Source organism: Allosphingosinicella sp. (assembly GCF_059502505.1).
Window position 1 is genome coordinate 478,395 of the sequence record NZ_JCACEU010000014.1, and the last position, 25,634, is coordinate 504,028.

General features: G+C 67.9%; 18 protein-coding genes. 12 read left to right on the plus strand and 6 right to left on the minus strand.

Features of this window, described 5'->3' with window-relative positions:
- The first annotated feature begins 47 nt into the window (after positions 1-47).
- Positions 48-1,949: a CocE/NonD family hydrolase gene (locus AC5JBD_RS04610; protein ID WP_495720579.1), complete on the plus strand. Its 1,902-nt coding sequence runs from the start codon at positions 48-50 to the stop codon at positions 1,947-1,949.
- Here the strand turns inward: AC5JBD_RS04610 and AC5JBD_RS04615 are convergent.
- Together AC5JBD_RS04615 and AC5JBD_RS04620 are read right to left on the minus strand one after the other, a co-directional pair.
- Positions 1,939-3,744 carry an ABC-F family ATP-binding cassette domain-containing protein gene (locus AC5JBD_RS04615; protein ID WP_495720580.1) on the minus strand — a complete coding sequence of 602 codons (1,806 nt, stop codon included), beginning with the start codon at positions 3,742-3,744 and terminating at the stop codon, positions 1,939-1,941. The two genes, AC5JBD_RS04610 and AC5JBD_RS04615, sit on opposite strands and share 11 nt — an antisense overlap.
- A gap of 146 nt (positions 3,745-3,890) precedes the next feature.
- Positions 3,891-6,077 (minus strand): family 1 glycosylhydrolase, encoded by a 2,187-nt coding sequence (locus tag AC5JBD_RS04620; protein WP_495720581.1) that lies wholly within the window; start codon positions 6,075-6,077, stop codon positions 3,891-3,893.
- A 208-nt stretch (positions 6,078-6,285) separates the two neighbouring features.
- Between AC5JBD_RS04620 and AC5JBD_RS04625 the strand changes: the two genes are divergently transcribed.
- The 3 genes from AC5JBD_RS04625 (at position 6,286) to AC5JBD_RS04635 (ending at position 10,349) form a co-directional block, all read left to right on the plus strand.
- Complete coding sequence (locus AC5JBD_RS04625) at positions 6,286-9,525, plus strand: amidohydrolase family protein (protein ID WP_495720582.1); 3,240 nt, start codon at positions 6,286-6,288, stop codon at positions 9,523-9,525.
- Between the two features lie 170 nt (positions 9,526-9,695).
- On the plus strand, positions 9,696-10,022 hold the full coding sequence (locus tag AC5JBD_RS04630; RefSeq protein WP_495720583.1) for a PilZ domain-containing protein: 327 nt from the start codon (positions 9,696-9,698) through the stop codon (positions 10,020-10,022).
- Positions 10,023-10,349 (plus strand): PilZ domain-containing protein, encoded by a 327-nt coding sequence (locus AC5JBD_RS04635; RefSeq protein ID WP_495720584.1) that lies wholly within the window; start codon positions 10,023-10,025, stop codon positions 10,347-10,349. It abuts the gene before it with no gap.
- Here the strand turns inward: AC5JBD_RS04635 and AC5JBD_RS04640 are convergent.
- Positions 10,346-11,002 carry an arylesterase gene (locus AC5JBD_RS04640; protein ID WP_495720585.1) on the minus strand — a complete coding sequence of 219 codons (657 nt, stop codon included), beginning with the start codon at positions 11,000-11,002 and terminating at the stop codon, positions 10,346-10,348. The genes AC5JBD_RS04635 and AC5JBD_RS04640 overlap by 4 nt on opposite strands.
- 18 nt (positions 11,003-11,020) lie before the next feature.
- Here AC5JBD_RS04640 and AC5JBD_RS04645 point away from each other — a divergent pair, with 18 nt between their 5' ends.
- The 6 genes from AC5JBD_RS04645 (at position 11,021) to AC5JBD_RS04670 (ending at position 18,962) form a co-directional block, all read left to right on the plus strand.
- Positions 11,021-11,716 carry an ABC transporter ATP-binding protein gene (locus AC5JBD_RS04645; RefSeq protein WP_495720586.1) on the plus strand — a complete coding sequence of 232 codons (696 nt, stop codon included), beginning with the start codon at positions 11,021-11,023 and terminating at the stop codon, positions 11,714-11,716.
- A complete protein-coding gene (locus AC5JBD_RS04650) occupies positions 11,713-14,208 on the plus strand; it encodes an ABC transporter permease (RefSeq protein WP_495720587.1) in 2,496 nt (831 codons plus the stop codon). Before AC5JBD_RS04645 ends, AC5JBD_RS04650 begins: the two co-directional genes overlap by 4 nt.
- A gap of 41 nt (positions 14,209-14,249) precedes the next feature.
- Positions 14,250-14,909, plus strand: a complete 660-nt coding sequence (locus tag AC5JBD_RS04655; RefSeq protein WP_495720588.1) for a glutathione S-transferase family protein — start codon at positions 14,250-14,252, stop codon at positions 14,907-14,909.
- 116 nt (positions 14,910-15,025) lie between these two features.
- A complete protein-coding gene (locus tag AC5JBD_RS04660) occupies positions 15,026-16,534 on the plus strand; it encodes an aldehyde dehydrogenase family protein (protein WP_495720589.1) in 1,509 nt (502 codons plus the stop codon).
- Positions 16,535-16,623: 89 nt separating this feature from the next.
- Positions 16,624-17,328, plus strand: coding sequence for an OmpA family protein (locus tag AC5JBD_RS04665; RefSeq protein ID WP_495720590.1), 705 nt, complete (start codon positions 16,624-16,626; stop codon positions 17,326-17,328).
- A gap of 101 nt (positions 17,329-17,429) precedes the next feature.
- Complete coding sequence (locus AC5JBD_RS04670) at positions 17,430-18,962, plus strand: hypothetical protein (RefSeq protein ID WP_495720591.1); 1,533 nt, start codon at positions 17,430-17,432, stop codon at positions 18,960-18,962.
- A gap of 119 nt (positions 18,963-19,081) precedes the next feature.
- Here AC5JBD_RS04670 and AC5JBD_RS04675 read toward each other — a convergent pair whose 3' ends face one another.
- Both AC5JBD_RS04675 and AC5JBD_RS04680 read right to left on the minus strand, forming a co-directional pair.
- Entirely contained in the window at positions 19,082-20,365 is a 1,284-nt protein-coding gene (locus AC5JBD_RS04675) for a TCR/Tet family MFS transporter (RefSeq protein ID WP_495720592.1), read from the minus strand.
- Positions 20,366-20,370: 5 nt separating this feature from the next.
- Positions 20,371-21,954, minus strand: a complete 1,584-nt coding sequence (locus AC5JBD_RS04680) for a lysine--tRNA ligase (protein ID WP_495720593.1) — start codon at positions 21,952-21,954, stop codon at positions 20,371-20,373.
- Between the two features lie 92 nt (positions 21,955-22,046).
- Between AC5JBD_RS04680 and AC5JBD_RS04685 the strand changes: the two genes are divergently transcribed.
- On the plus strand, positions 22,047-24,719 hold the full coding sequence (locus AC5JBD_RS04685) for an ATP-dependent DNA helicase (RefSeq protein WP_495721188.1): 2,673 nt from the start codon (positions 22,047-22,049) through the stop codon (positions 24,717-24,719).
- The gene (locus tag AC5JBD_RS04690) at positions 24,716-25,255 is read left to right on the plus strand and encodes a SixA phosphatase family protein (RefSeq protein ID WP_495720594.1); all 540 of its coding nucleotides are present in this window, start codon (positions 24,716-24,718) and stop codon (positions 25,253-25,255) included. The genes AC5JBD_RS04685 and AC5JBD_RS04690 overlap by 4 nt, the downstream gene beginning before the upstream one ends.
- Here AC5JBD_RS04690 and AC5JBD_RS04695 read toward each other — a convergent pair.
- Positions 25,252-25,632, minus strand: coding sequence for a MerR family transcriptional regulator (locus AC5JBD_RS04695; protein WP_495720595.1), 381 nt, complete (start codon positions 25,630-25,632; stop codon positions 25,252-25,254). The genes AC5JBD_RS04690 and AC5JBD_RS04695 overlap by 4 nt on opposite strands.
- Positions 25,633-25,634 lie beyond the last annotated feature (2 nt).

Genomic DNA, 25,634 nt, shown 5'->3' on the forward strand with positions numbered 1-25,634 from the left:
GCCCGGATGCGGCGCTTAGGGCTCCTCGCATAAGAGGAGGAGAGCCTATGATCCCGCTGCGCGTGAAAGCCCTTGTCTTTGCGGCGTTAGCGGGCCTCGCCGCGCCCGCGGTTCCGCAGACCGAGATCCCTTCGACCTTCTCGCCCGTCACAGCCGCGTTCGACCATGAGCGGCGAGTGGTCCAGATCCCGATGCGCGATGGGACCAGGCTCAACACCATCATCGTCATCCCGAAGAACGGCCCAAAGCCGGCGCCGATCATCCTCACCCGCACCCCCTATGGCGCAGAGAAGCCGACCAGTCAGGCGTCGAGCCCGTTCGCCGCGATGACGCTGCCGGTCGCCGACGAATCGCTGCTCGGCGCGGGCTATATCCGCGTCTACCAGGACGTCCGCGGCCGCTACGGCTCCGAAGGCGATTACGTGATGACGCTGCCGGTGCGGGGACCGCTCAACAATCGCCAGGTCGACCACACCACCGACACCTACGACACGATCGACTGGCTGGTGAAGAACGTGCCGGAGACGAACGGGCGCGTCGGCATCACCGGCGTCTCCTATCCCGGCTGGCTGACGCTGATGGGCATCCTCGATCCGCATCCGGCGCTGAAGGCGGCGGTGCCGATGTATCCAATGGTCGACGGCTGGATCGGCGACGACTTCTACCACAATGGCGCCTTCCGGCAGACCATGTTCGAGTGGATCTACCAGATGGGATCGGAGAAAAGCAGCAAATACAGCCCGCCCTTCGGCAATCGCGACATCTACGAGGCCTATCTGGACGCCGGCTCCGCAGACGCGTTCGCGGCGCGCTACAACGGGCAGAACCTCGCCACCTGGCGCAAGCTGGTCGACAATGCGAGCTACAACCAATTTTGGCGTGGCCAGGCGGTGCAGGACCTGCTCGCCAAGACGGAACTCAAGCTGCCGGTGATGTTCGTCCACGGCCTGTTCGACCAGGAGGACAATTTCGGCGGCATCGCCGCCTATCAGGCGCTCGAGGCAAAAGACGTGAACAACGATATGGTCCATCTCGTCGCGGGACCGTGGAATCATGGACAGTCGCAGGGCGAGGGTTCGTCGCTCGGCGCGCTGAAGTGGGATGCCGACACCAGCAAATGGTTCCGGGAGAGGGTACTGCTGGGCTTCTGGAACCAGCACCTGTGGGGCCGCGCGCCGGCGCAGCCGACGCCGCCGGTGCTCGCCTTCGACACGGGCGCCAACGAGTGGCGCACCTACCAGAGCTGGCCGGCGGATGGACAAGTCGCGGCGACGCGGCTCTACCTGCAGCCCGGCGGGCGCGTCGGCTTCACCGAGCCGCGGGGCGACGGGCGCGGCTTTGCCGAATATGTGTCCGATCCGGCCAAGCCGGTGCCGTATCGGGTGCGGCCGGTGCTTTCGATGTACAACACCGAATCCACCTGGAAAAACTGGCTGGTGGACGACCAGCGGCCGTTTGCCGACCGAACGGACGTGCTGACCTTCGTGTCCGAGCCGCTGACGCAGCCGGTGACGATCAGCGGGCCGGTCTCCGCCAACCTGTTCGCTTCGACGACAGGCACGGACGCCGACTGGGTGGTGAAGCTGATCGACGTCCATCCGCCCGAAGTGCGGTCCAACCCGCAGCTCGGCGGCTACCAGCTGATGGTCTCGGGCGACATCATGCGCGGGCGCTACCGGGAGGATCCGTCCAACCCGAAGCCGATCGCGGCCGGCAAGGTGCTGCCCTATCGGGTGCGGCTGCCGCAGGCCAACCACACCTTCCAGCCCGGCCACCGCATCATGGTGCAGGTCCAGTCGAGCTGGTTCCCGCTCTACGACCGCAACCCGCAGACCTGGGTCGACAATATCGGCAAGGCGCCCACCGGCGCCTACCGCGCCGCCACCCACCGCATCCACTTCGCGCCGGGGCGGGCGAGCTTCGTCGAGCTGCCGGTGGTCAGGCGCTAGCCAGCGCCTCGACCTGCTCGGCGAGCTCCAGCCAGCGCTCCTCGGCGGCGTCGCGTTCGGCACGGGCCCGCTCGATCGCGGCGGTGAGCTGGGTGAAGCGCCCGGGGTCGCTGATGTACAGGTTGGGGTCTGAGAGGGCCTGCTCGTCGCGGGCGATCCCGGCTTCGATCTCCTCGATGCGCTGCGGCAGCAGGTCGTAGTCGCGCTGGTCCTTGTAGGTGAGCTTCCGCCCTCTCCCGCTCGAGGAAGAGGGCTGGGGTGAGGGGCTGTCCTTCGCCTTGGCAGGCCCTCCCCCGACCCCTCCCGCGCGCGGAAGAGCAGCCTTCCGCTTCTTCTCCCAATCCTCGTAGCCGCCGGCGACGACGTCGACCTTGCCGGAGCCGTCGAGGCCGAGCGTGATCGTCACCGTGCGGTCGAGGAAGTCGCGGTCGTGACTGACGATGAGGACGGTGCCGTCATAGTCGGAGATCACCTCCTGGAGGAGGTCGAGCGTCTCCAGGTCGAGGTCGTTAGTCGGCTCGTCGAGCACGAGCAGGTTGGAGCGGCGGGCGAATTCGCGGGCGAGGAGGAGGCGCGAGCGCTCGCCGCCGGAGAGGGTGCCGATCTTCGCTTCGATCAGTGTAGGTTCGAACAGGAACTCCTTGAGATAGCCCTGGACGTGCTTGCGGTTGCCGCGCACGTCGAGCCAGTCGCCGCCGTCGGCGAGCACGTCCCGGACTGACTTGGCCGGATCCATCAGCTTGCGCTGCTGGTCGATGATCACGCCGTCGAGCGTCTTCGCCCGCTTGACCGCGCCTTCGTCCGGCTCCAGTTCCCCGGTGAGCAGCTTCAGCAGGGTCGTCTTGCCCGCGCCGTTGGCGCCGACGACGCCGATGCGGTCGCCGCGCGTGATGCGGAGCGAGAAGTCCTTGATCACCTCGCGCTCGCCGAAGCGTTTGGTGACCTTCTCCGCGTCGATCACCACCTTGGTCCGGACGTCGTCGCTGGCGATGCCGAGCTTGGCGACGCCGGTCGGACCGAGCATCGCGGCGCGGGTGGCGCGCATTTCGAGCAGTTTGGTGAGGCGCCCCTGGTTGCGCCTGCGCCGGGCCGTGACGCCACGCAGCAGCCAATGCTCCTCCAGCTTGAGCTTCGCATCGAGCCGCTCGGCGTTGCGCGCTTCTTCCTCGAACACCTTTTCCGTCCACGCCTCGAAGCCGCCGAAGCCGATCTCCGCGCGGCGCACCGTCCCGCGCTCCAGCCAAAGCGAGGAGCGGGTGAGGCGCTTCAGAAAGGTGCGGTCGTGGCTGATCGCGATGAAGGCACCGGTGTAGCGGCTGAGCCAGTCCTCCAGCCATTCGATCGCGGCGAGATCGAGATGGTTGGTCGGCTCGTCGAGCAGCAGCACCTGCGGGTCCTGCGCCAGCGCCCGGGCGATGGCGGCGCGGCGGTGTTCGCCGCCCGAGGCAGTGGCCGCTTCGCGGTCGAGGTCAATGCCGATCTGGCTGGCGATCGCCTCCACCTCGTGCGCGGGCGCCCCGGCAGCGAGAGCGAAATCGCGCAGGGTGGCGAAGGTGGTGACGTCCGGATCCTGCTCCAGCAGCACGACCTTAACGCCGGGCTGGATCGTGCGGCGGCCTTCGTCGGTCTCGATCGTGCCGGCGAGGCATTTGAGCAGGGTGGTCTTGCCGGCGCCGTTCCGCCCGATCAGCGCCAGCCGGTCGCGCGGGCCGATGAACAGGTCGAGGCCGCGGAACAGCCAGCCGGAGCCCTGGACGAGTCCGAGGTTTTCGTAAGCGAGAACAGGTGCGACCATCGGCGCCAGATAGAGAGGCTGCCCCCGACGCTCAATGCCTCCCCTCCCGGATTTCTGGGAGGGCTGAGGGGTGGGCGCGAGCGAAGCGAGCCCTAGGCAGGCAGAAGAGCCCACCCCCAGCCCCTCCCGGGAATCCGGGAGGGGAGTTACTCCGCGGCGATGTCCTGAATCGGGGGCTCGCGGCGTTCGCCGATCGTGCCGAGGAAGTCGTCGATGGCATGCTCGATCGGACGGAGCATGAAGCCGCGTTCGCTCGCCAGAGCCGTGTTCGCTTCCGCCTCGTGCGTCGGCAGGACCATGCCGGCGTCGTATCCGGCGCGCTCGGCCACGGCGGTGGCGAATTGGTGCCAGCTGAGCTTGCCCTGGTTGGCGAGGTGCCAAATGCCGGTCTCGCCGTCGATCAGGAGGTCGAGCGTCGCATGGCAGAGGTCGGGCACGTAGGTTGGCGAGACCGCGGCGGTCGCGCTGGCGCGGACCGGCTCGCCGCGGGCGAGCGCATCCAGGGTGTGCCAGGCGAAATTGTATTTGTCCCAGGGGCCGAAGAAGGCGCTGGTGCGGATGACGAGCGCCTGCCCGGCCAGCTTCAGCACCTGCTCCTCGGCCTTGGCCTTGCTGAGGCCGTACATGTTGGTGGGGCGGACCTCGTCGGTTTCGACATAGGCGTCGCCCTTCTGGCCGTCGAAGACGAGGTCGGTCGAGAAGGTCACGAGCGGCAGGCCGACTTCCGCGCAGACGGCGGCGAGCTTGGCAGCGCCTTCGGTGTTCCACTTTAGGCAGGCGTCGCGCTCGCGCTCGGCGTCGGCGACGCGGACGAAGCCGGCCGTGTTGATGATCGCCCAAGGCTGGTAATGCTCGATCGCAGCACGGATCGAGGCGTCGTCGGTGATTTCGAGTTCGTCGCGAGTGGTGAGGCAATAGGGCAGGCCGCGATGCTCGCAGATGCGGGCGAAGGCGCGGCCCAGCGTGCCGGTGGCGCCGGTGATGAGCAGCTTGCGGCCACCCTCCTTCAGCGCCTTGCAGCGGCCGTGCCAGGGATAGAGGCGCTCAGGTCGGCGCCACCAGCCCGGCGCGTCGAGCACCGGATGGTCGAAGCGCTCGCCGCGGCCGAGCGCTTTCGCGGCGGCGGCGATGACGGTGGGGCGCGGCTCGGGTCCCCGCACGTCGAACACGCCGGTATCGTAATGGCGGTCGTGGCGAGTGATCAGCGACCGCCAGTCGACGTTGCCGAACAGCGACCATGGGGTCACCGCGACCAGGTCCATGCCGTCGGCGCGGAGCCGCTTGGCGGTGTCCCACACCTCCACGAACCAGCGCAGCTGCTCGTCGCGGGTGCAGCCGTGATGGACCTCCGTGATAGCGATCGGAATGCGGTAGCGCTCCCACGCCTCCTTGAGACGCGCGGCGATGCCGGTCCGCAGGTGCAGGCGCTTCACCCGCACGGCCTCGGCATCGACATAGCGCTCGCGCCCGTTCCCACCGGGCTCGAGCCAAGGATAGAGGTCGAGGCGGTGGTCCAGGAAGCGTTCGCTGGTCAGGTAGTGGTTGATGCCGATGATGTCCGGCCGGGCCTCTCCGGTCGCGAGCGCCTCCAGCGCGCCGAGGCCGGCACCGGCTCCGCGCAGCATCTTGTACCAGCCATGGCTCTCCTGGATGCGGCCGGAGAGCAGGTCGAAGCTCAGCCAGCGCCGCTCATTTTCGTGCCGTGCCTGGTGGGCCAGCGGAGCGGTCGAGAAGGTCTTGCCGAGATCCTCCGTCTGGACGAGCTTCGCCGCCGGGTTGACCGCGCGGATGGCGCGCATCGCCTCCAGCGTGCCGAGGCACTGATTCATCAGCGCGCGGAGACAGGCGCCGTAGTCGTGCCGGTGGGGATACCAATGGCCGTAGAGGCCGGAGAAGCGCGCTGTCGTGAGCGGCTCGTTGACCGGCGTCCAGTGGTCGATCCACGGGTAACGCTCGGCCACTCCGGCGGCATAGGCGCCGAGCTTCTTCGGGAAATCGGGGTCGAGCAGGTCGGTGTAATGCGGTCCGGAGCCGTGATGGAGGAGGCCGCCGATCACCTCGATGCCGCGCTCGCGGAGCATCGCCAGGCGCTCGTTTGTCCATTCGAAATCGAAGGCGTCGAGGCTGTCCGGCGCGACCGATTCCCAGAGGATCGGAAAGCGCACTCGCTTGATGCCGAGCTCCGCGATCCGGTCGATGTCGCCCGGCCTGAACCGGTGGCCGGTCTCAACGCTCTGGTCCCGCCAGGTGTCGCCCACCCGCACGATCGTGCATTCGGCGCCGCCCCACAGTTCCAGATCGGATTTGCGAGGCTCGTCGGATGATCTCGTCATAGGCTCCGCAATCAATTCCTAACGGCAAGGAAACGAACCGCTAAAAAGCTGAAGAGGTTCCCAAAAAGCGCGGCGGTCTAAAGCAGGTTAGCCATTAAGCGCCGAGATCGGGTCCGGGCGAAGGTGCTTGCGTGCCAAGCCGGGACGGGATTAGTCAGCCCGTCCCCCCGCATCCGCGCGTCCGCGCGAACCTTCCGGAGCGTCCTTCATGATCAAAGGCATAGCTGCACTCTCCCTTCTCCTCCTGTCCTCGACCGCGCTCGCGCAGGCCAAGGACGACAAGAAGAAGTGGGATGTGGCGGCCCCGCCGGCGATGAAGACGCGGTCCGTGCCGATCAACGTCAGCGAAGGCACGTGGATGAACCTGGACCTGAGCCCGGACGGGCGGACGATCGCGTTCGACCTGCTCGGCGACATCTACACCATGCCGATCGGCGGCGGCCGGGCGACGCGAATTGCGAGCGGGCTGCCGTTCGAGGGGCAGCCGCGCTTCTCGCCGGACGGCCGGCAGATCGCCTTCACCTCCGACCGCGGCGGCGGCGACAATATCTGGATCATGAACGCGGACGGCTCGGGCAAGCGCCAGCTGACCAAGGAGACGTTCACCCTCCTCAACAACCCGACCTGGAGCCCGGACGGCCGCTTCATCGCGGCGCGCAAGCATTTTACCACCCAGCGTTCGGCCGGCACCGGCGAGATCTGGATGTATCACGTGGCGGGCGGCAACGGCGTCGCCCTCGTCGAGCGGCCCAACCCGCAATTCCAGAAGGAGCTCGGCGAGCCCTTCTTCACGCCGGACGGCAGCGGCATCTATTTCAGCCGCAACACCACGCCCGGCAACATCTTCGAATATGCGCAGAATTCGAACCAGCAACTGTTCGCGATCGAGCGTTACGACCTCAGGACCGGTGAGCGCACGACCGTCGCCGGCGGACCGGGGGGCGCGGTGCGGCCGCAGCCTTCGCCGGACGGTCGCTATCTCGCCTATGTCCACCGCGAGCGGGCCAAGTCGAAGCTCTATGTGAAGGACCTCACCACCGGCGAGGAGCGCAAGATCTACGACAATCTCGACCAGGACATGCAGGAGACCTGGGCGGTGCACGGCGTCTATCCGAACATGAACTGGACGCCGGACAGCCGCACGATCGTCTTCTGGGCAGGCGGCAAGATCCGGCGCGTGAACATGGACGGCAGCGGAGCGGCGGAAATCCCGTTCCAGGTCGCCGACAGCCGCGAAGTGATCGATCCGCCGCGGCCGCTCGTCAATGCCTTCGCGGAGACCTTCACGACCAAGATGCCGCGCTTCGCCAGCCTCTCGCCGGACGGGCGCTGGGTCGTGTTCGAGAGCCTGGGGCGGCTCTATGTGAAGGATTCAGGCGGCAGCGCGCCGCGTCCGCTGACGGCAGCGGACGGCGACTTCCAGCTCTATCCGAGCTGGTCGCGCGACGGCAGCCGCATCGCCTTCGTGAGCTGGAACGACCAAAGGCTGGGCGAAATCCGCACGGTGGCGCCCGATGGATCGGGGCTGCGCACCGTTACGAACATGCCGGGCCATTATCGGCGTCCGCGCTTCTCGCCCGACGGCCAGACGATCGTGTTCGAGCGCGGCGGCGGCGGCTATCTCACCTCCGACAGCTTCTCGGAAGACCAGGGCGTGTTCCGCGTCTCCGCCAATGGCGGGGCGATGACGCGCCTGACCCGCGACGGCGGCAACCCCCATTTCGGCGCGGCGAGCGACCGCGTCTATCTGGAGCAGAATGCCGACCAGAAGTTGAAGCTGATCAGCGTCGACATGAACGGCAAGGACCCGCGCACCCATGCGCAGGGTGAGCTCGTCACAGAATATCAGGTGTCGCCGACCGGGGATCACCTCGCATTCCGCGAGAATTACAATGTGTTCGTGACGCCCTTCTTTGCCGGCGCCAAGACGCTCGATCTCGGCGCCAAGGCGGCCCAACTGCCGGTCACCAAGGCGACCGGAGACGGCGGTCAATATGTCCACTGGAGCGCGGGCGGGCGTAATCTGGCGTGGAGTCTCGGGCCGACGCTCTATTCGGCCGACACCGCATCCTTCATCCGCGCGCTGCCGGCCGGCGACAGCAAGGATTCGCCGGGTTATGCGGCGCCCAAGTCCGGCATCTCGCTGGCGATGCCGGTCCGCGCCGACGTGCCGCAGGGAACGGTGGCGCTGGTCGGCGCCAAGGTGATCACGATGGCGAACGAGGCCGGCGGGATCATCGAGGATGGCGTGGTGATCGTCGAGGGCAACCGCATCCGCGCGGTCGGCCGCCGCGGCGAAGTGGCGGTGCCGGCGGGCGCGCAGACGGTGGATGTCACCGGCAAGACCATCATCCCCGGCCTGATCGACGCCCACGCCCATGGCGCGCAGGGCGAGGACGACCTCATCCCGCAGCAGAATTGGGAAGCGATGGCGCACCTCGCCTTCGGCGTCACCACCGTCCACGACCCGTCGAGCACGTCGAGCGAGATCTTCCAGGCCGGCGAGATGCAGCGTGCAGGCGTGATCCTCGCGCCGCGCACCTTCTCGACCGGCGAGATCGTCTACGGCGCCCGCTCGCCCGGCCGCTATGCGGTGATCGACAGCCTCGACGACGCGCTCGCCCATGTGCGGCGTCTCAAGGCGCAGGGGGCGCATTCGATCAAGAACTACAACCAGCCCCGCCGCGACCAGCGCCAGCAGGTCGTCGCCGCCGCGCTTCGCGAGAATATCGCCGTCGTCGCCGAGGGCGGCTCGCAATTCGAGATGGACATCGCGCTGATCGCCGACGGCAACACGACGCTCGAGCACAATATTCCGCAGGCGATGCTCTACGAGGACGTGCTCGATTTCTATGGCGGCACCAAGGTCGGCTACACGCCGACGCTCGGGGTCACCTATGGCGGCATGGGCGGCGAGCCTTACTGGATCGCGCAGAGCGAGGTGTTCCGGCACCCGCTCCTCACCCGCCACGTGCCTGCCGACGAGCTCAATTCCGAGCTCGTCCGGGTCATCAAGGCGCCGGAGGAGGATTATGTCGATGCCGTCAGCGCCGCCACCGCGAAGCTGATCTCGCAGCGCGGCGTGCCGGTGTCGATCGGCGGCCACGGTCAGCAGCAGGGCCTCGCCGCTCACTGGGACCTGTGGTCGTTCGTGCGCGGCGGCTGGACTCCGCTGGAGGCGCTGAGGGCCGGCACCGCCACGCCAGCCAAGGCCTTGGGCTTCCGCGACATCGGCTCGCTCGAGCCGGGCAAGCTCGCCGATCTCGTCATCCTGGATGCCGATCCGCTGGCCGACATCCAGAACACAGACGACATCTCCAAGGTGATGCTGAACGGCCGCCTCTACGATGCCGCGACGCTCAACGAGGAAGTGACCGGCACGCGGCGGCGCCAGCCTTACTATTGGGAGGATCAAGGCGTCGGGAGCGTGACGGCGGCGCAACCTTAGCCGTCACCCCGGCGAAAGCCGGGGTCTCAGGACAAGAGGTCACGGCGAGTCGCGCTGAGATCCCGGCTTTCGCCGCGAGGACGTGTCGAACCCGCATCCTGCGCTAGGGATTCTGTAAACCATTTCGTGCGATTTCCTGCTCCTGGAGACTGGGCGCGCGTCGGATGGGCATGCAGAACGGAAAGCTGAGGCTGGTGGGGAAGATCATTCCTCGCGCTCAGCCGCGCCTTGCCGACAACCGCTCCGAAGCGCGTCACGACGACCTCGTCGACCGGGCGGTCATCGTCTTCCGTGGACAGGATTATCTGGTCCCGGTCGTGAACATCTCCTCGCGCGGCACGATGATCGAATGCGACATCCTGCCGCGGATCGGCGAGGCGGTGCTGATTCAGTTCGAAAATTGCTGCCGCATCCACGGCTTCGTGCGTTGGGTCCGCGAAGGTCGCGTCGGCCTCAGTTTCGGCCACGAGATCATATTGGAAAGAGTGGGGAAGTAAGTGATCAATGCCAAGATTTCGGCGGCCGGCACGACCGACGCGCGGCGGAGCGAGCCGCGGCTGGAGATCGAAGCCGAGGTGCCGCTGCGCGAGCTCGGCCACGAGGCGGTCGACGCGCGCCTGATCAACCTGTCGAGCCGCGGCTTCATGGCCGAGACCGAAGCCCTGATCGAGGCAGGCTCGCGCGTCTGGCTGAAGCTGCCCGGCGTCGCCCGCGCCAACGCGCTGGTGGTGTGGACGAACAGCGGCCGGATCGGCGGCGAGTTCGCCCAGCCGATCGACCCGCTCAAGGTATTCCATGCTCTCGGCAAGAAAGCCGGCGGCTAATCCTCGCGGCCGAGCGCGCTCAGCACGCTCGGCAGAATGCCCGTCACCATCCGCTTGATGCCCTGGAAATTGGGGTGGACTCCGTCGGGCAGGTTCAGCCCGCGCACGCCGGCCACATTGGCTAGAAAAAAGGGATAGAGGCTGGCGCCATGCTTGCGCGCCACGTCCGGGAAGATCGAATTGAACTCGGCGCCATATTGCGGCCCGAGATTGGGCGCGGCCAGCATGCCGCCGACCAGCACCGGGATATTGCGGCTTTTGAACTCCGCCAGGATGGCATCCATGTCGGCGCGCGTCTGGCGCGTCGGAAGGCCGCGCAGCATGTCGTTGCCCCCTAGCGCGACGATGGCGAGATCCGGCTTTTGCTTGAGGCCGTCGAGAGTCCATTTGAGCCGCGCGCGCGCCTGGCCGGCCGTGTTGCCGGAAACGCCGCCGTTGGTCACCCGGGCCGGTATGCCGTTGCGCCGCAGTGCATCCTCAAGCTGGGGCGCGAAACCCTGCCCCTGCGGCAAGCCGTAGCCAGCGGTGAGGCTGTCGCCGAAAGCGAGGATGTGCATCTCCTGCGCCGCGGCGGGCGCGGCCGCGCCGACCGTCACGAGCAGCGCCAGATGGACAAAGAGCCGGCGCACACCATATGCCACCCGTAACGACATCGGACCTCATTCTCCTTCATGACCTCCTCCCATATTGTCATCGACGCGTCGAATGTCACCTTGGCGCTCGGCCAGGGGCCCGGGCGGGTCTCGATCCTTCGCGGCATCGACCTGAAAGTCGCGAAAGGCGAAAGCGTTGCGCTGCTCGGGCCTTCCGGCTCCGGAAAATCATCATTGATGGCAGTGCTTTCCGGCCTCGAGCGGGCGAGCGACGGCGGTGTCCAGGTCGCTGGTGCGGACTTTACTTCACTTAGCGAAGACGGTCTGGCGCGGGCGCGGAGGGGCCGCATCGGCATCGTCTTGCAGGCCTTCCACCTGCTGCCGACCATGACGGCCCTCGAAAATGTGGCGGTGCCGCTGGAGCTTGCCGGCGAGACCGATGCCTTCACCACCGCGGCGCGGGAGCTGGAGGCGGTCGGGCTCGGCCACCGCCTTACCCACTATCCGGCCCAGCTGTCGGGAGGCGAGCAGCAGCGGGTCGCCATCGCCCGCGCCATGGCGCCGCGCCCGGAGATATTGTTCGCCGACGAGCCCACCGGCAATCTCGACGCCGCGACCGGCGCCGCGATCCTCGATCTGCTCTTCGCTCGCCAGCGCGATACCGGCGCGACCTTGCTGGTCATAACCCACGACCCAGCGCTGGCGCTACGCTGCGAGCGCGTGCTGGAGATGCAGGACGGGCGCATCGTCTCGGATCGCAAGGCGGCGGCGTGAGCCTCGCCCTTCGCCTCGCGCTGCGCGATCTGCGCGGCGGGTTAGCCGGGCTGCGGCTGCTCGCCATCTGCCTTTTCCTGGGCGTCGCGGCACTGGCGGGGGTGGGCTCGCTCTCGTCCGCGATCGTCTCAGGGCTCGCTGAGCGCGGGCAATCGATTCTCGGCGGGGACATTCAGGTCACCGTCTCGCAGCGTGAGGCGACTGCCGATGAGGTCGCTGCGTTCAGGCGACTTGGAGACGTCAGCCATATCACTCGCATGCGCGCGATGGCGGCTCGGCTGGACGGGGCGGAGAGCATCCTTGTCGAACTGAAGGGCGTTGATCGTTCCTATCCGCTCTATGGCGAATTCCGGCTCCAGCCCGGGGCGCTGGAGGCGCGGCCGAGCGGGAACCAAGTCGCGGTCGGCCCCGAGCTTGCGGATCGCCTTTCCCTCCGCGTCGGAGACAGCCTGCGCATCGGCAATGCGAGCCTGCGCATCATCGGCCTGATTGCCGAGGAGCCGGACCGGGTGGGGCAGGGCTTCACCCTCGGTTCCACCGCCCTCGTTGATCGGGCGGGGCTCGCCGCGACCGGTCTCGTCCAGCCGGGCAGCCTCTATACCAGCGCCTATCGCCTCCGACTTTCAGCCGGAGCTGACGTCGGCGCCACCGCCAAGCGGCTGACGGAGCGGTTCCGCAATGAGGGTTTCCAGGTACAGGATCGCTCCAACGGGGCCCCCGGCACCCGGCGTTTTATCGAGCGGCTGGGTCAGTTCCTTACGCTGGTCGGGCTGACCGCCCTCGTGGTGGCCGGCATCGGCGTCGGCAACGGCGTCACCTCTTACCTCGACTCCAAGCGCAACATCATCGCCACTCTGAAGCTCCTCGGCGCCACCAGCGCCACGATCTTCCAGAGCTATCTGCTGCAGATCGGCATCGTCGCGCTGGGCGCGATCGTCGTCGGCCTCACCGTCGGCGCACTGGTCCCGTGGATCGTTACGTTGATTGCCGGCAGCGCCTTGCCCGTGCCGCCGAGACTTGCAATCTACGCGGCGCCGCTGCTGATCAGCGCCGCCTACGGCCTGCTGATCGCATTCGTCTTCGCGATCTTGCCGCTCGCTCGTGCCCGCACCGTGCCGGCCGCTTCCCTGTTTCGAGGCAGCCTGGAGCCGGTGCGCCGGCCGTCTTGGCTGCTCGTGCTCGGAGTGGTCGTGGCGGCGGGTCTCATCGCCGCGCTCGCCATCGCGACGGCACGCGAACCGGGCTTCGCTGCCCTGTTCATCGCCTCCGCCCTCGGTCTCCTCCTGCTTCTGACCTTGCTCGGCTGGGTCATCCGCAGGGTCGCCGCCGGGGTGCCGCGCCCGCGCAATCCTCTGCTCCGGCTCGCACTGGCCAATCTGCACCGGCCGGCGGCGCAGACCGGGCGGCTGGTGGTGGCGCTGGGGCTCGGCCTCACCCTCTTCACCACGCTGGCCGTCATCGAGACCAACCTCTCCGGCCAGATCCGCACGACCATTCCGGACAAGGCGCCGAGCTTTTTCATGCTCGACATTCCCGTCGAGGAGGTCGACCGCTTCCGGGCGCTCGCCACCCGCGCCGCGCCAGAGGGGGACCTCGTGACCATTCCCTCGCTGCGCGGCTCGGTGGTTGCGGTGAAGGGGCAGCGTGTGTCGGAGATGGCGCAGATCCCCGAAGGCGCATGGTTCCTGCGCGGCGACCGCGGCCTCACCTATGCGCGCGAAGTGCCGGAAGGGAGCCGCGTCGTCGCGGGCGAGTGGTGGCCGTCCGATTATTCCGGCCCGCCACTGATCTCCCTCGACGTTGAGGCGGCGAACGCGGCCGGGCTCAAGGTCGGCGACGACCTCACCATCTCGATCCTCGGCCGCGAGATCGAGGCCAGGATCGGCAGCCTGCGCGAGATCAACTGGGACACGATGGGCTTCAACTTCGTGATCGTCTTCGCGCCCGGCGCGCTGGAGAATGCCCCGCACAGCTTCATGGCGACCATCTCCATGCCGGAGGCGCAGGAGCGGCCCTTCGCCCGCGCGGTGTCCAATGCCTTTCCCAGCGTCTCGGCGATCCGGGTCAAGGAGGTCGTCGAGACCGTCTCCGGTATGCTCGGCCAGCTCTCCGTCGCCGTCCGCTCGGCCGCCTCGGTCGCCATCCTCGCCGGCATCGCCGTCCTGATCGGCGCCCTCGCCGCCTCGCGGCGGGCGCGGGTCTATGACAGCGTGATGCTAAAGCTGCTTGGCGCGACGAGAGGGCGCATCCTGCTCGCCCAGGCGCTGGAATTCTCGGTGCTGGCGCTGGTCGTCAGCCTTGTGGCCTTCGCGCTCGGCGCGGCGTCCGGCTGGTATGTCGTCGTCGAGGTGCTGGAGCTCGAATGGGCGCCGGATTGGGGTGTGGTCGCGCTGACGCTGGCCGCGGGCGCGGTGGTGACGTTGGTGCTCGGATTGCTCGGATCGCTCCCCGCTCTGGCGGCGCGGCCGGCGCGGGCATTGCGGAGTCTCTAGGCCAGTCCTATTTCGCAACCGACATCGCGAAGGAGCCGGCCATGATCGATCTCTACACCTCCGCCACCCCGAACGGCTGGAAGGCCTCGATCACTCTGGAGGAGCTTGAGCTCCCCTATACGGTTCACGCCATCGACCTCTCCTCGGGCGAGCAGAAGAAGCGTTGGTTCACCGCGATCAATCCGAACGGGCGCATTCCGGCGATCGTCGACCGGGGCAATGACGACTTCGCCGTGTTCGAATCCGGCGCGATCATGATCTACCTCGCGGAAAAGGCGGGGCGACTGCTCCCGGCCGACGAGAAGGGCCGCAGCCGCGTGTTGCAGTGGCTGATGTTCCAGATGGGCGGCGTCGGGCCGATGATGGGCCAGGCCAATGTCTTCAGCCGCTATTTCCCCGAGAAAATACCGGCCGCGATCGATCGCTATCAGCGCGAGAGCCGGCGCCTGTTCGAGGTACTCGACGGCCATCTTGCGACCCACGAGTATCTCGCCGGCGACTATTCGATCGCCGACATCGCCAACTGGTCCTGGGTGCACATCCATGAATGGCCGGGCGTCGACGTCACTGGCCTCGATCATCTCCAGCGCTGGATGGACGCGGTTGGCGCTCGCCCGGCAGTGCAGCGCGGGCGGGCCGTGCCGCTGCGCGCTGAAGACGACGCGGCGCGGATCGAAAGGGCGCGCTCAATCCTGGTCTAACCGTCATCCCGGCGAAAGCCGTGATCCCAGCGCGACCCGCCGTGACTTCCTGTCCTGAGACCCCGGCTTTCGCCGGGGTGACGAGAAGCGTAAGAGGCGCCTCCAAGGAGACTGTTATGAACGAGATGAGCCGCATTTCCGCCCAGCCTGCATATTCCGAACGGGTGCAGGCGCTGCTGAAACGCGAGCCGGCTTTGTTCATCAACGGCGAGTGGGTGCGCTCGACGGGCGACAAGTCGATCCCGGTCTACGATCCTTCCACGGGCCGCGAGATCTCGTCTTTCGTCGACGCTTCCGACCAGGACGTGGACCGCGCGGTTCAGGCGGCGCGGACGGCGTTCGACGACGGGCGCTGGTCGGGCCTCTCGCCCTATGAGCGCGAGCGGCTGATCAACCGCCTCGCCGACCTCATCGAGGCGAACACGGCCGAACTCGCCGAGCTCGAGTCGATCGACAACGGCAAGCCGCGGACCGCCAGCGCGGGTTATGATCTGCCGAAGAGCGTGCAGGCGCTGCGCTACATGGCCGGCTGGGCGACCAAGATTTCGGGCGAGCATATCGAGCCTTCGGGTTTCCCGACCGGCGCGGTCCATGCCTATGTGCGGCGCGAGCCGATCGGCGTCGCGGCGCAGATCGTGCCGTGGAACTTCCCGCTGATGATGGCGGTGCAAAAGGTTGCGCCGGCGCTCGCCACCGGCTGCACGTTGATCCTGAAGCCGGCCGAGCAGACCAGCCTCACCGCATTGCGCCTCGCCGATCTCGTTGCCGAAGCTGGTTTCCCCGCGGGCGTGTTCAATCTCGTCACCGGCATGGGCGAGACGGCCGGCGACCGGCTCGTGCGCAGCCCCATGGTCGACAAGGTGGCGTTCACCGGATCGACCGAGGTCGGCAAGATCATCAACCGCGCCGCCACCGATACGCTGAAGCGGGTGACGCTGGAGCTCGGCGGCAAGTCGCCGGTCATCGTGCTGCCGGACGTCGACATTTCGAAAGCCGGCGCGGGCGCCGCGCGGTCGATCTTCGCCAATTCCGGCCAGGTCTGCATCGCCGGATCCCGCCTTTACGCGCATCGCGACATTTTCGACGGCCTGATCGAAGCGGTCGCCGCCGCTGCCGAAAGGTTCAAGGTGGGGCCGAGCCTCGCTCCGGACACGATGATGGGGCCCTTGGTCTCGACCGAGCAACGCGACCGCGTGATGAGCTATATCGAGCAGGGCAAGAAATCGGGCGCGTCCGTCTTCCACGGCGGCGAGGCGCCCGGCGGCGACGGCTATTTCGTCAGCCCGACGATCCTGGTCGACGTGAAGCCCGAAATGTCGGTGGTCCGCGAGGAGATTTTCGGCCCCGTGCTCGCCGCGCAGCGCTTCGACGATCTCGACGAGGTCGCGCGCCAAGCCAACGACACTACCTACGGCCTGGCCGCCACGGTCTGGACCCGCGACGTTTCGGCCATGCACAGGATGGCCGCCAAGCTCAAAGCCGGCATGGTCTGGGGCAACACCAATTCCGCCGCCGACACCTCGCTTCCCTTCGGCGGCTACAAGCAGTCCGGCTTCGGGCGCGAGAGCGGCCGTTATGGTCTGGAAGCCTATACCGAGCTCAAAACCGTGGCCATCGCGCTGTAAGGCAGATTCGTCGCGTTAATACTTAATTAAGACCCTGACCTGCGCTATAGGAGTCACAACAGGGCTCAGCAGTTTCTGGGGGATTGAACATGCGCCGTCTGGTATCGCTTACGATCTTATGTGCCGCTCTTCCTGTCGCCGCTGTGGCGCAGGAAGCTCCGAGCCGCAGCCCGGAAGACTATGTCTGCGAACTCACCGGCGAGTGCGCCGACGAGGCCGCGACGGAGACAGAGACGACCGGCGAACGCGGCAAAGCGCGGGTGAGCGCCACGCGCGGCTTCAGCCTCAGCCGCCCCGCCAAGCCTGGCGCCAAGCCGGCGACCACAGCCGCCTCCACCCCCCGCGCTTCGACCGGGGCGCCACGGGTCGGCGGCAAGCCCGCGACTAAGACCGCGTCGGCGTCCGCATCTGTGAACAAGTCCAGACCCGCTGCCGCGAAATCGGCCGTGGTCAGGCCCGGCCGCGTTGACCTTCGCCTGACCTTCCCGCTCGCTTCGGCCGACCTTACGCCACAGGCCCGGGCGGAGGCCCGCGTGTTCGCGCAGGCGCTGCAGCTGCCGCAGCTTTCGGCCAGGAAGTTCGTGATCGAGGGCCACACCGACGCCCAGGGCGGTCGCGAATATAATCTCGACCTCTCGCAGCGCCGCGCCCGCGCCGTCGCCGACTACCTGACCAGCCTCGGCGTCTCGCGCGACCGGTTCGAGGTGCGCGGCTACGGCTTCGACCGTCCGCTTCCCGGCCGCTCGGCCGCCTCGCAGGACAATCGCCGCGTCGAGGCAGTGCTCGTCTCCTGATCTCGCAAAGCCTCTCCGCTAAGGAGGGGCCGCAAGGGGATTGTTAACCACGCCGTCTTATCCCTCGTCCGCTGCCCGTGGCAGCAGGCGAGGGCAGGGGCATGACGGCCGGAACCAGTGCGATCGAAGCTCGGCGGCCGGTGCGGATCGGCTGGCTGTGGCCGTCGCTGTTCGGCCTCGCCGCTTTGTCGCTCGTCATCCAGCTGATGGGCTCGCTGAACCACGACACTGCCTTCACGATGATCGGTGCGGAGCGGCTGCTGGACGGCGGCCGCTATGGCGTCGACGTGGTCGATCCCAATCTGCCGCTCGCCTACTGGATCGCGATTCTGCCCGCTGCCTTTGCGCGGCTGACGGGCCTGGGCCTCGGCATCTCCGCAATCCTATTCACGGCTACGATTGCTCTGTTGGGCATTTCGCTCGTTTCTGCGGTGCTCAGCCGGACCTCGCTCGCCGAGGCGCCCCGCAACGCGCTGTTGCTCTTCGTCGCCGCCATTCTCCTGCTCGCGCCCGGCATCGACTTCGGTCAGCGCGAGCATCTGATGCTGGCGGGTGGTCTCCCTTGGATACTCGCCGCAGGCGCGGCCGCGGAGCGCGTGTCGATCCCGCGCCGTCTGCGCATCCTTGTCGGCGTTGCCGCCGGCCTCGCCTTCTGTCTCAAGCCCCATTTCCTGCTGGTGCCGATCCTTGTCGAAGCGTGGCTGCTGCTGCGCTATCGGCGCCTGTCGAACGCGGCCAGGGTGGAAAATCTAGCGGTGGCGGCAACGGGCGTCGCTTTTGCCTCAGCCATTCTGCTTGCCGCGCCCGACTATCTGCGAAGCGTCGTACCCGATGCGGCAGCGGTCTATTGGGCCTTCGAAAGCCGCCTCAGTTTCCTGCTCAAGCTTCCCAGCCTGTTGCTGCCCTTCGCTCTCGCGTCCGTGCTGGCGCGCGAGGAAATGCGCTTTCCGCACCCGATGGTCTCGGCGTTGCTGGCGGCGAGCGCGGGGGCGCTGCTGGCGGCCGTGCTCCAGTTCAAGGGATGGGACTACCATTGGCTGCCGATGATCGGCTTCGCCGCCATAGCCGGCGCCGCCGCTTATTGCGCCTCCTTCGCCTGGAGCACCTTGTCGGCTCGCACGGCCGTGGCCGCGGCGCTCCTGTTCGCAGGTGCCTTCTGGGGCCTCGCCGCAGATGCGCGCGACATGTATCGCAGTGGCGGCGATGCGGAGCAGGTCGCCCGCCTCACATCCGCGCTCAAGCGCCACGCTGCGCCGGGCAGCGCGGTATTCGCCTTCATCACCTCGCCTCGCGCCGTTCACCCTGCGGTCGTCGCCTCGGGCATGCGCTGGTCCGCCGCCGCCTGCTGCCTGCAGTGGGTTCCGGCGGAAGTGCGCGCTGCCGAGCGTGCAGATGCGGGACGCGTCGCCGAAGTTACCCAAAGGAAGCGCGAGGACTTGCTGAGCGAGCTCGAGCGTATTCGCCCCGAGATCATCCTTGTGGACGACCGGCCATTCAAGCTCGGCTTTGGCGGACGGTCGTTCGACTATCTCGACCATTTCATCGCCCATCCCCGCTTCAGGATACTTTGGGCCGATTATCGGGAGCAGGAGCGGGTGGCCGGCTATCGCCTGTTCCTCCGAATCCGCGACTGAACCCGTTCGCGTTTTCGCGCCGTTCAGCCAAGCCCGACTATGGATTGCTGGCTGACGTGATCAGGACTTCTGCTGGTAACAGTCGGACAGGCTGGGAGCATGGGCCCGCCCATGTTCCGTCAAGGCGACCCGGAGTGTCCCCTGCTCCGGGCCGTTTTTGCGCTTGGGCTAGTCCCGCCGGCGTCGGCGGCGTCCGCGCGTCTGGCGACGATTGCACCGAGCATGGCGGCGGCGAGCAGCACTGCGGCGGCGAGTCCGAACGAGGCGCCGGGAGCATCAACCGTCGCGCCCGCGCCGACGGTGACGGCATAGACCGCGCCGAATACGAGCGGCGCCATAATCCCGGCGAAGGCGGCGACGCTCATGTTCGCGCCCTGGAGCTGGCCCTGCTCGCGTTCGGAAACCCGCCGGGTCTGGAGGGCGAGGATGGTGGGCTGACTCAGCCCCCAAACCGAACTCAGCACGATTGCCGCGACGAAGCTCCAGCCATCGGGGGCGAGCGCCATGCCGGCCAGGCCAAAGCCGCCGAAATAGAGGCCGATCACCATCGCCCGCCTGTCGCCGATGCGCTTGACGATCGGGCCGACCAGCACCGCCTGAACGATCACGTCCAGCACGCCCCACAAAGCGAGGGCCATGCCGACTTCCCATGTCGTCCAGCCGTAGCGGTAGGCGGCATAGAGCACGAACACAGACGAGAAGACGTGGTGGCCGAAGTAGAAGAGAAAATAGACCCAGCCGAGGCCGGCCAGCTCGGGATGCGTGCGCAGCAGCTTCAGCGCCCCGAACGGGTTTGCCCGCGTCCATGAGAATGCCATGCGCCGGTCCTTCGGCAGCGATTCCGGCAGGACTGCGAGGCCGTAGAGGAACGCCACGCCGCCAAGCGCTGCCGCGGCCCAGAAGGGCACGCGCGGGCCGAACTCGCCGAGCACGCCGCCGACGAGCGGCCCGGCGATGAAGCCCGCGCTATAGGCCGCGCCGATCAGGCCGTACGCGCGCGAGCGCTGCTCCGGGGCGGTGAAGTCGGCCATGTAGGCGAAGGTGGTGGTGAAGCTGGATGAGGTGATCCCGCCGAGGATGCGCCCGACGGCCAGCCACCACAGGTTCGGCGCGAGCGCCATCAGCGCGAAGTCGGCGGCCAGGCCCGCCGCCGAGATCAGGATCACGGGGCGGCGGCCGTAGCGGTCCGAGAGCGAGCCGATGATCGGCGAGAAGACGAACTGCATCGCCGCCCAGAGCGTGACGAACAGTCCGTTGTAGATGCCCGCCTCGGCATTGGAGCCGGTGAATTCCTCGACCAGCACCGGCAGGACAGGGATGACGATGCCCATCGCCATCACGTCCAGAGCGGCCGTGACGAGGATGAAGCCCAGCGCCGGGCCGGAATGCTGGCGCGGGCTCATCTGTATCAGACTTGACCCAGCGCCTCGGCGATCAGCCTGCGGCTGTTGTCGATGCCGTAGAGCGCGATGAAACTGCCCATGCGCGGCCCCTGACTGGTGCCGAGCAGGGTCTCGTAGAGCGCCTTGAACCAGTCGCGGAGATTCTCGAACTGGTGCGCCTTGCCGACCTCGAAGACGAGATTCTGGATATCCTCGGCCGGAGCATCGGCCGGGAGCGCCGAGAGCTGGCTGTCCAGATCGCGCAGGGCCGCCGCTTCCTTCGCATCCGGTGGGCGTCGGCTGAGGGAGCTCTTCACGAAGTCGCGGAAGTAGACGGCGGCATGGCCGATCAGGGCGTCGAGATCCGGATGGGTCTCGGGGGAGGCTTCCGGTGCGTAGCGCTTCACATACTCCCAGAGCAGCTCCTTATCCTCGGTCAGCGCGACGCTGACCAGATTGAGAAGAAGCGCGAAGCTGATCGGCATCCGCGCCGCAGGCACCTGGCCCGAATGGACGTGATGCACGGGATTGCCGAGCCGCTCCTTCCATGCCTGGCCCGGATAAGCGGCGAGAAACTGCTGATATTCGTCGACCGCTTTGGGGATGATCCCGAAGCTGAGCTGCTTCGCCTTCCTCGGCTCGCGGTAGATGTAGAAGCTGAGCGACTCCCGTGGCGCATAGGTCAGCCACTCGTCGATGGTGACGCCGTTGCCCTTGGTCTTGGAGATCTTCTCGCCATTCTCATCGAGGAAAAGTTCGTAATTGAAGCCATCCGGCGGCCTCGCTCCGAGCACGCGAGCGATCTTGCCCGACTGGATCATGCCGTCGATATGATCCTTGCCGGCCATCTCGTAATCGACCCCGAGCGCGACCCAGCGTGCCGCCCAGTCCACCTTCCACTGGAGCTTGGCGCCGCCCGACAGGATCGATTGCTCCACCGTCTCGCCGCTCGCGGGGTCGGTGTAGCGGACGGTTCCGGCCTCGGCGTCCGCGATGACGATCGGCACCTGCAGCACCGCGCCGGTGACCCGGCTGATCGGCAGCACCGGCGAATAGGTCTGCCGCCGCTCCTCGCGCAGGGTCGGGAGCATCACGTCCATGATGGCGCTGTAATTGCGCAGGACCGCCTTCAGCGTCTCATCGAAGCGGCCTGAGCCGTAGCAGTCGGTCGAGGACAGGAATTCATAGTCGAAGCCGAAGCGATCCAGGAATTGCCGGAGAAGATTGTTGTTGTGCGCGGCATAGCTCGCATGGCCGCAGCCGAACGGGTCGGGCACCCGGGACAGCGGCTGATGCAGATGTTCGTGCATCATGTCCTGGTGCGGCACGCCCGGCGGCACCTTGCGCATGCCGTCCATGTCGTCGCTGAACGCGATCAGCCGGCTCGGCCAATCCACCAATTCGGCGAGAGCGTGGCGCACCATCAAAGTGCGGGCGACCTCCTGGAAGGTGCCGAGATGCGGCAGCCCGCTCGGTCCGTAGCCCGTCTCGAAGATGATGCCGCGCTCGCCGGGACCATCCGGATAGCGCTTCAGCAGCTTGCGCGCCTCCTCGTAGGGCCAGGCCTTGGATACAGAAGCGGCCTCGCGAAGCGCTGGATCCACCGACAAGAGTTGCCCTTTCGTTCCTGCTGCATCATGGGTGGGAAGTGACGGCTCCTTTGCCTTATCCCGCGCTCTACGCAACCCATGGCGGCATCTGGATGGCGCTGCCCGACGGTCGCGTCGAAGCGCTGGGGCGCGGGCAGGCGATCGCACGCGCGGCGGAGACGCCGCTGATCATGCTCAATGCGCCGCTCGTCGGGCAGCGGCTCGGCTATCCGGAGTTGTCGGGGCTGGATCTGCTGGAGCTGTTTGCGTTCGTCCATCCGGCGCGGTTCGCCGTGCCGACGCCGAAAGGCCTGGCGAAAGCGCTTGGGCTGGAGGCGCCGGAGACGGACGCCGACGCGGCGACGTTTCTCCTGACGGCGGCTGCGTCTCTCCTCGCGACGCTGGAGCGGGACTGGCCTGAACGGGAAGGCGCCTGGGCTTCGGCGCAGTCGCTCTACCGGCTGCGCTGGGCGTGGGCGCCGCCAGTGTCCGAACGGCTGCGACGGCCGGAGCGGGACGAGAGGTGGCTGTTCTCCAGGCTTGCGGAATGGGAGGAGAAGCCGCCGCGGCCGCAGCCGCGAACCGTTCGGATCGAACCTGACGATGCGGTCGAGCGCCTCGCGGGACTGACGGGGCAGGGCGCCGAGGCGCGCGAGGGGCAGAAGCTTTACGCCGCGGCCGCCGCGGGCGCCTTCGCGCCGCGCAGGATAGAGGGACAGCCGAACCTGCTGCTTGCTGAGGCCGGCACCGGCATCGGCAAGACACTCGGTTACCTCGCACCGGCCTCGCTCTGGGCCAGGAATGCTGACGGCGTGGTGTGGGTCTCGACCTATACCAAGGCGCTGCAGCGACAGCTCGACCATGAGAGCCGCCGGCTCTTCCCCAGCGAGGCGGAGCGGAAGGCCCGGGTCGTCGTCCGCAAGGGCCGTGAAAACTACCTCTGCCTCCTCAACCTAGAGGATGCGCTGCAAGGCGGCTTCGCCGGCCGGGCCGCGATCCTGGCGCAGCTCGTGGCGCGCTGGGCCGGATATACGCGCGACGGCGACATGGTCGGCGGCGACATGCCCGGCTGGCTGCCGACCTTGTTCCGCCGCGCCGGCTCGACCGCGCTCACCGATCGCCGCGGCGAGTGCGTCTATGCCGGCTGCCCGCATTATCGGAAATGCTTCATCGAACGCTCGGCGCGGGCCAGCGCGGACGCCGACCTCGTCATCGCCAACCATGCTTTGGTGATGATCAACGCGGCTCGCGGTCGCGACACCGCCACTCCGCCGACGCGCATCGTCTTCGACGAAGGCCATCACCTGTTCGACGCTGCCGACTCGACGTTCGCCGCCGCTCTGACGGGACAGGAGACGATCGAGCTCCGCCGCTGGCTGATCGGGCCGGAGGGCAAGTCGCGCGGGCGGAGGCGGGGTCTGGCGGCGCGGCTGATGGACGTCGCCTCTTATGATGAGGCGGGCGCGCTGGCGCTCGATGCCGCCGTCCATGCCGCCGGAGCGCTGCCGGGCGACGGCTGGCTCCAGCGGATCGGCGAAGGCACGCCGTTCGGGCCGGTGGAGAAGCTGCTCTCCGCCGTCCGGGGCACGGTCTACGCCCGCGCCTCCGCGCAGGATGCGGGTTACGGGCTCGAGACTGAGATGGCCGAGCCGGACCCGGAACTGGTCGAGGCGTCCGCGCCGGCGGTCGAGGCGATGGAGCATCTGCTGCGGCCGCTGGTCGCACTAGGCAAGCGGCTCGAGGCGGTGATCGAGGATGCGCCCGACTGGCTCGACGCGCAGGCGCGCGCGAGGATCGACGGTGCGATCGGCGGCCTCTCCTGGCGGGTGCAGACGCTGCAGGGCTGGATCGCGCTCGGTTCGCGGATCGGCGGCCCTGGCAATCCCAGCTTCGTCGACTGGCTGGCCGTGGATCGGGTCGATGGGCGCGAATTCGACATCGGCCTCCACCGCCGCTGGCTCGATCCGACGCGACCGCTGGCCGAAACCGTGCTGAAGCCGGCGCATGGCGTGATCGTCACCTCCGCCACCCTGCGCGGCTCGGAGGATTGGCACGCCGCCGAAGCGCGCACCGGCGCCTGCCACCTCGATCGCCCCGCCGAGCGCTTCGAGGCGCAGAGCCCGTTCGATTATGCCGCGAGCAGCGAGGTCCTGATCGTGACCGATCTGAAGCGTGGCGACGTGGCAGGCCTCGCCGGCGCCTATGCCCGCCTGATCGAGGCAGCGGGGGGCGGCACGCTCGGCCTGTTCACCGCGATCCAGCGGCTGAAGTCGGTGCACGCCCGCATCGCCGACCGGCTCGCCCGTGCCGGGCTGCCGCTCTATGCGCAGCATGTCGACCCGATCGACACCGGCACGCTCGTCGACATCTTCCGCGACGATCCGCGCGCGTCCCTGCTCGGGACGGACGCGCTGCGCGACGGCGTCGACGTTCCCGGCGATTCGCTCCGCCTGGTCGTCATGGAAGGCGTGCCCTGGCCGCGCCCGACGGTCCTTCACGCCGCGCGGCGCACCGTGGGCGGTGGCACCGCCTATGACGATCGCGTCGTCCGCGCCCGCCTCGCCCAGGCCTTCGGCCGCCTGATCCGGCGGCAGGGCGACCGGGGCATGTTCGTCCTGCTTTCGGCGGCCACGCCGTCACGCTTGCTGAATGCCTTTCCGCCCGGCGTCAGTGTCACCCGCGTGCCGCTCGCGGAGGCGATCGAGCGGGTCCGCTCCCGTCTTTCTTCCGGCCCCGCTTTCGGGCATCAGAACGAGGACATTGGGGCAGCCGAAGGATTGGTATGAAGACGCTGACGCTGCTGCGTCACGCCAAGTCGAGCTGGATCGATGCGGCCGCCCGCGACTTCGACCGGCCGCTCAACGCGCGCGGCCATCGCGCCGCCAGGGCGATCGGTCGGGAGATGCGGGCGCAGCATCTCGCCTTCGACCGGGTGCTGGCTTCGCCGGCCGCCCGGGTGGTCGAGACGCTGAGCGATCTCGGCGACGGCTACGGCCATGCGTTCGCGCCCGAATATGACCGCCGCGTCTACCTCGCGTCGGCGGAGTGCCTGCTCGAGCTCATCCACCGGACGGACGACGACAAGGCCGACCTGCTGATCGTCGGCCACAATCCGGGGCTGGAGCGGCTGGCCGTCCTGCTGTCGCGGGCGGGAGCGCTGCGCAGCGAGATCGAGTTGAAATATCCGACCGCGGCGCTGACCCAGATCACCTTTCAGGTCGATCGCTGGTCGGAGGTCGCCGAAGGCCTCGGCACCATCACCCGCTTCACCCGCCCGCGGGACCTGGACCCGGAGCTCGGGCCCGACGAGGACAGCTTCTAGCCTTTGTCTGCTTCGAGCGCGCCGGCGAGGGCTTTGCGCAGCGCGCGGAGCTCTTCGGCCGGGAAGCCGCCATGCTCGTTGGCCGGGGCCGGGGCGGTCGTCGCTGCGATGTCCTCGCCGTCACCGGCGCCGCTGTCGAGCAGTTGCTGGACGCCGCGGATGGTGTAGCCGTCCTGGTTCAGCAGGCGGTGGATACGGTGGGCGAGGTTGACGTCGGCCGGCCGGTAGTAGCGCCGATTGCCGGCGCGCTGGAGGGGGCGGAGCTGGGGAAAGCGCGTTTCCCAGTAGCGCAGGATATGCTGCGGGACGCCGAGCTCATCGGCAAGCTCGCCGATGGTGCGGAAAGCCTGGTCGGACTTGCGCGGCGAGTCGGACACGG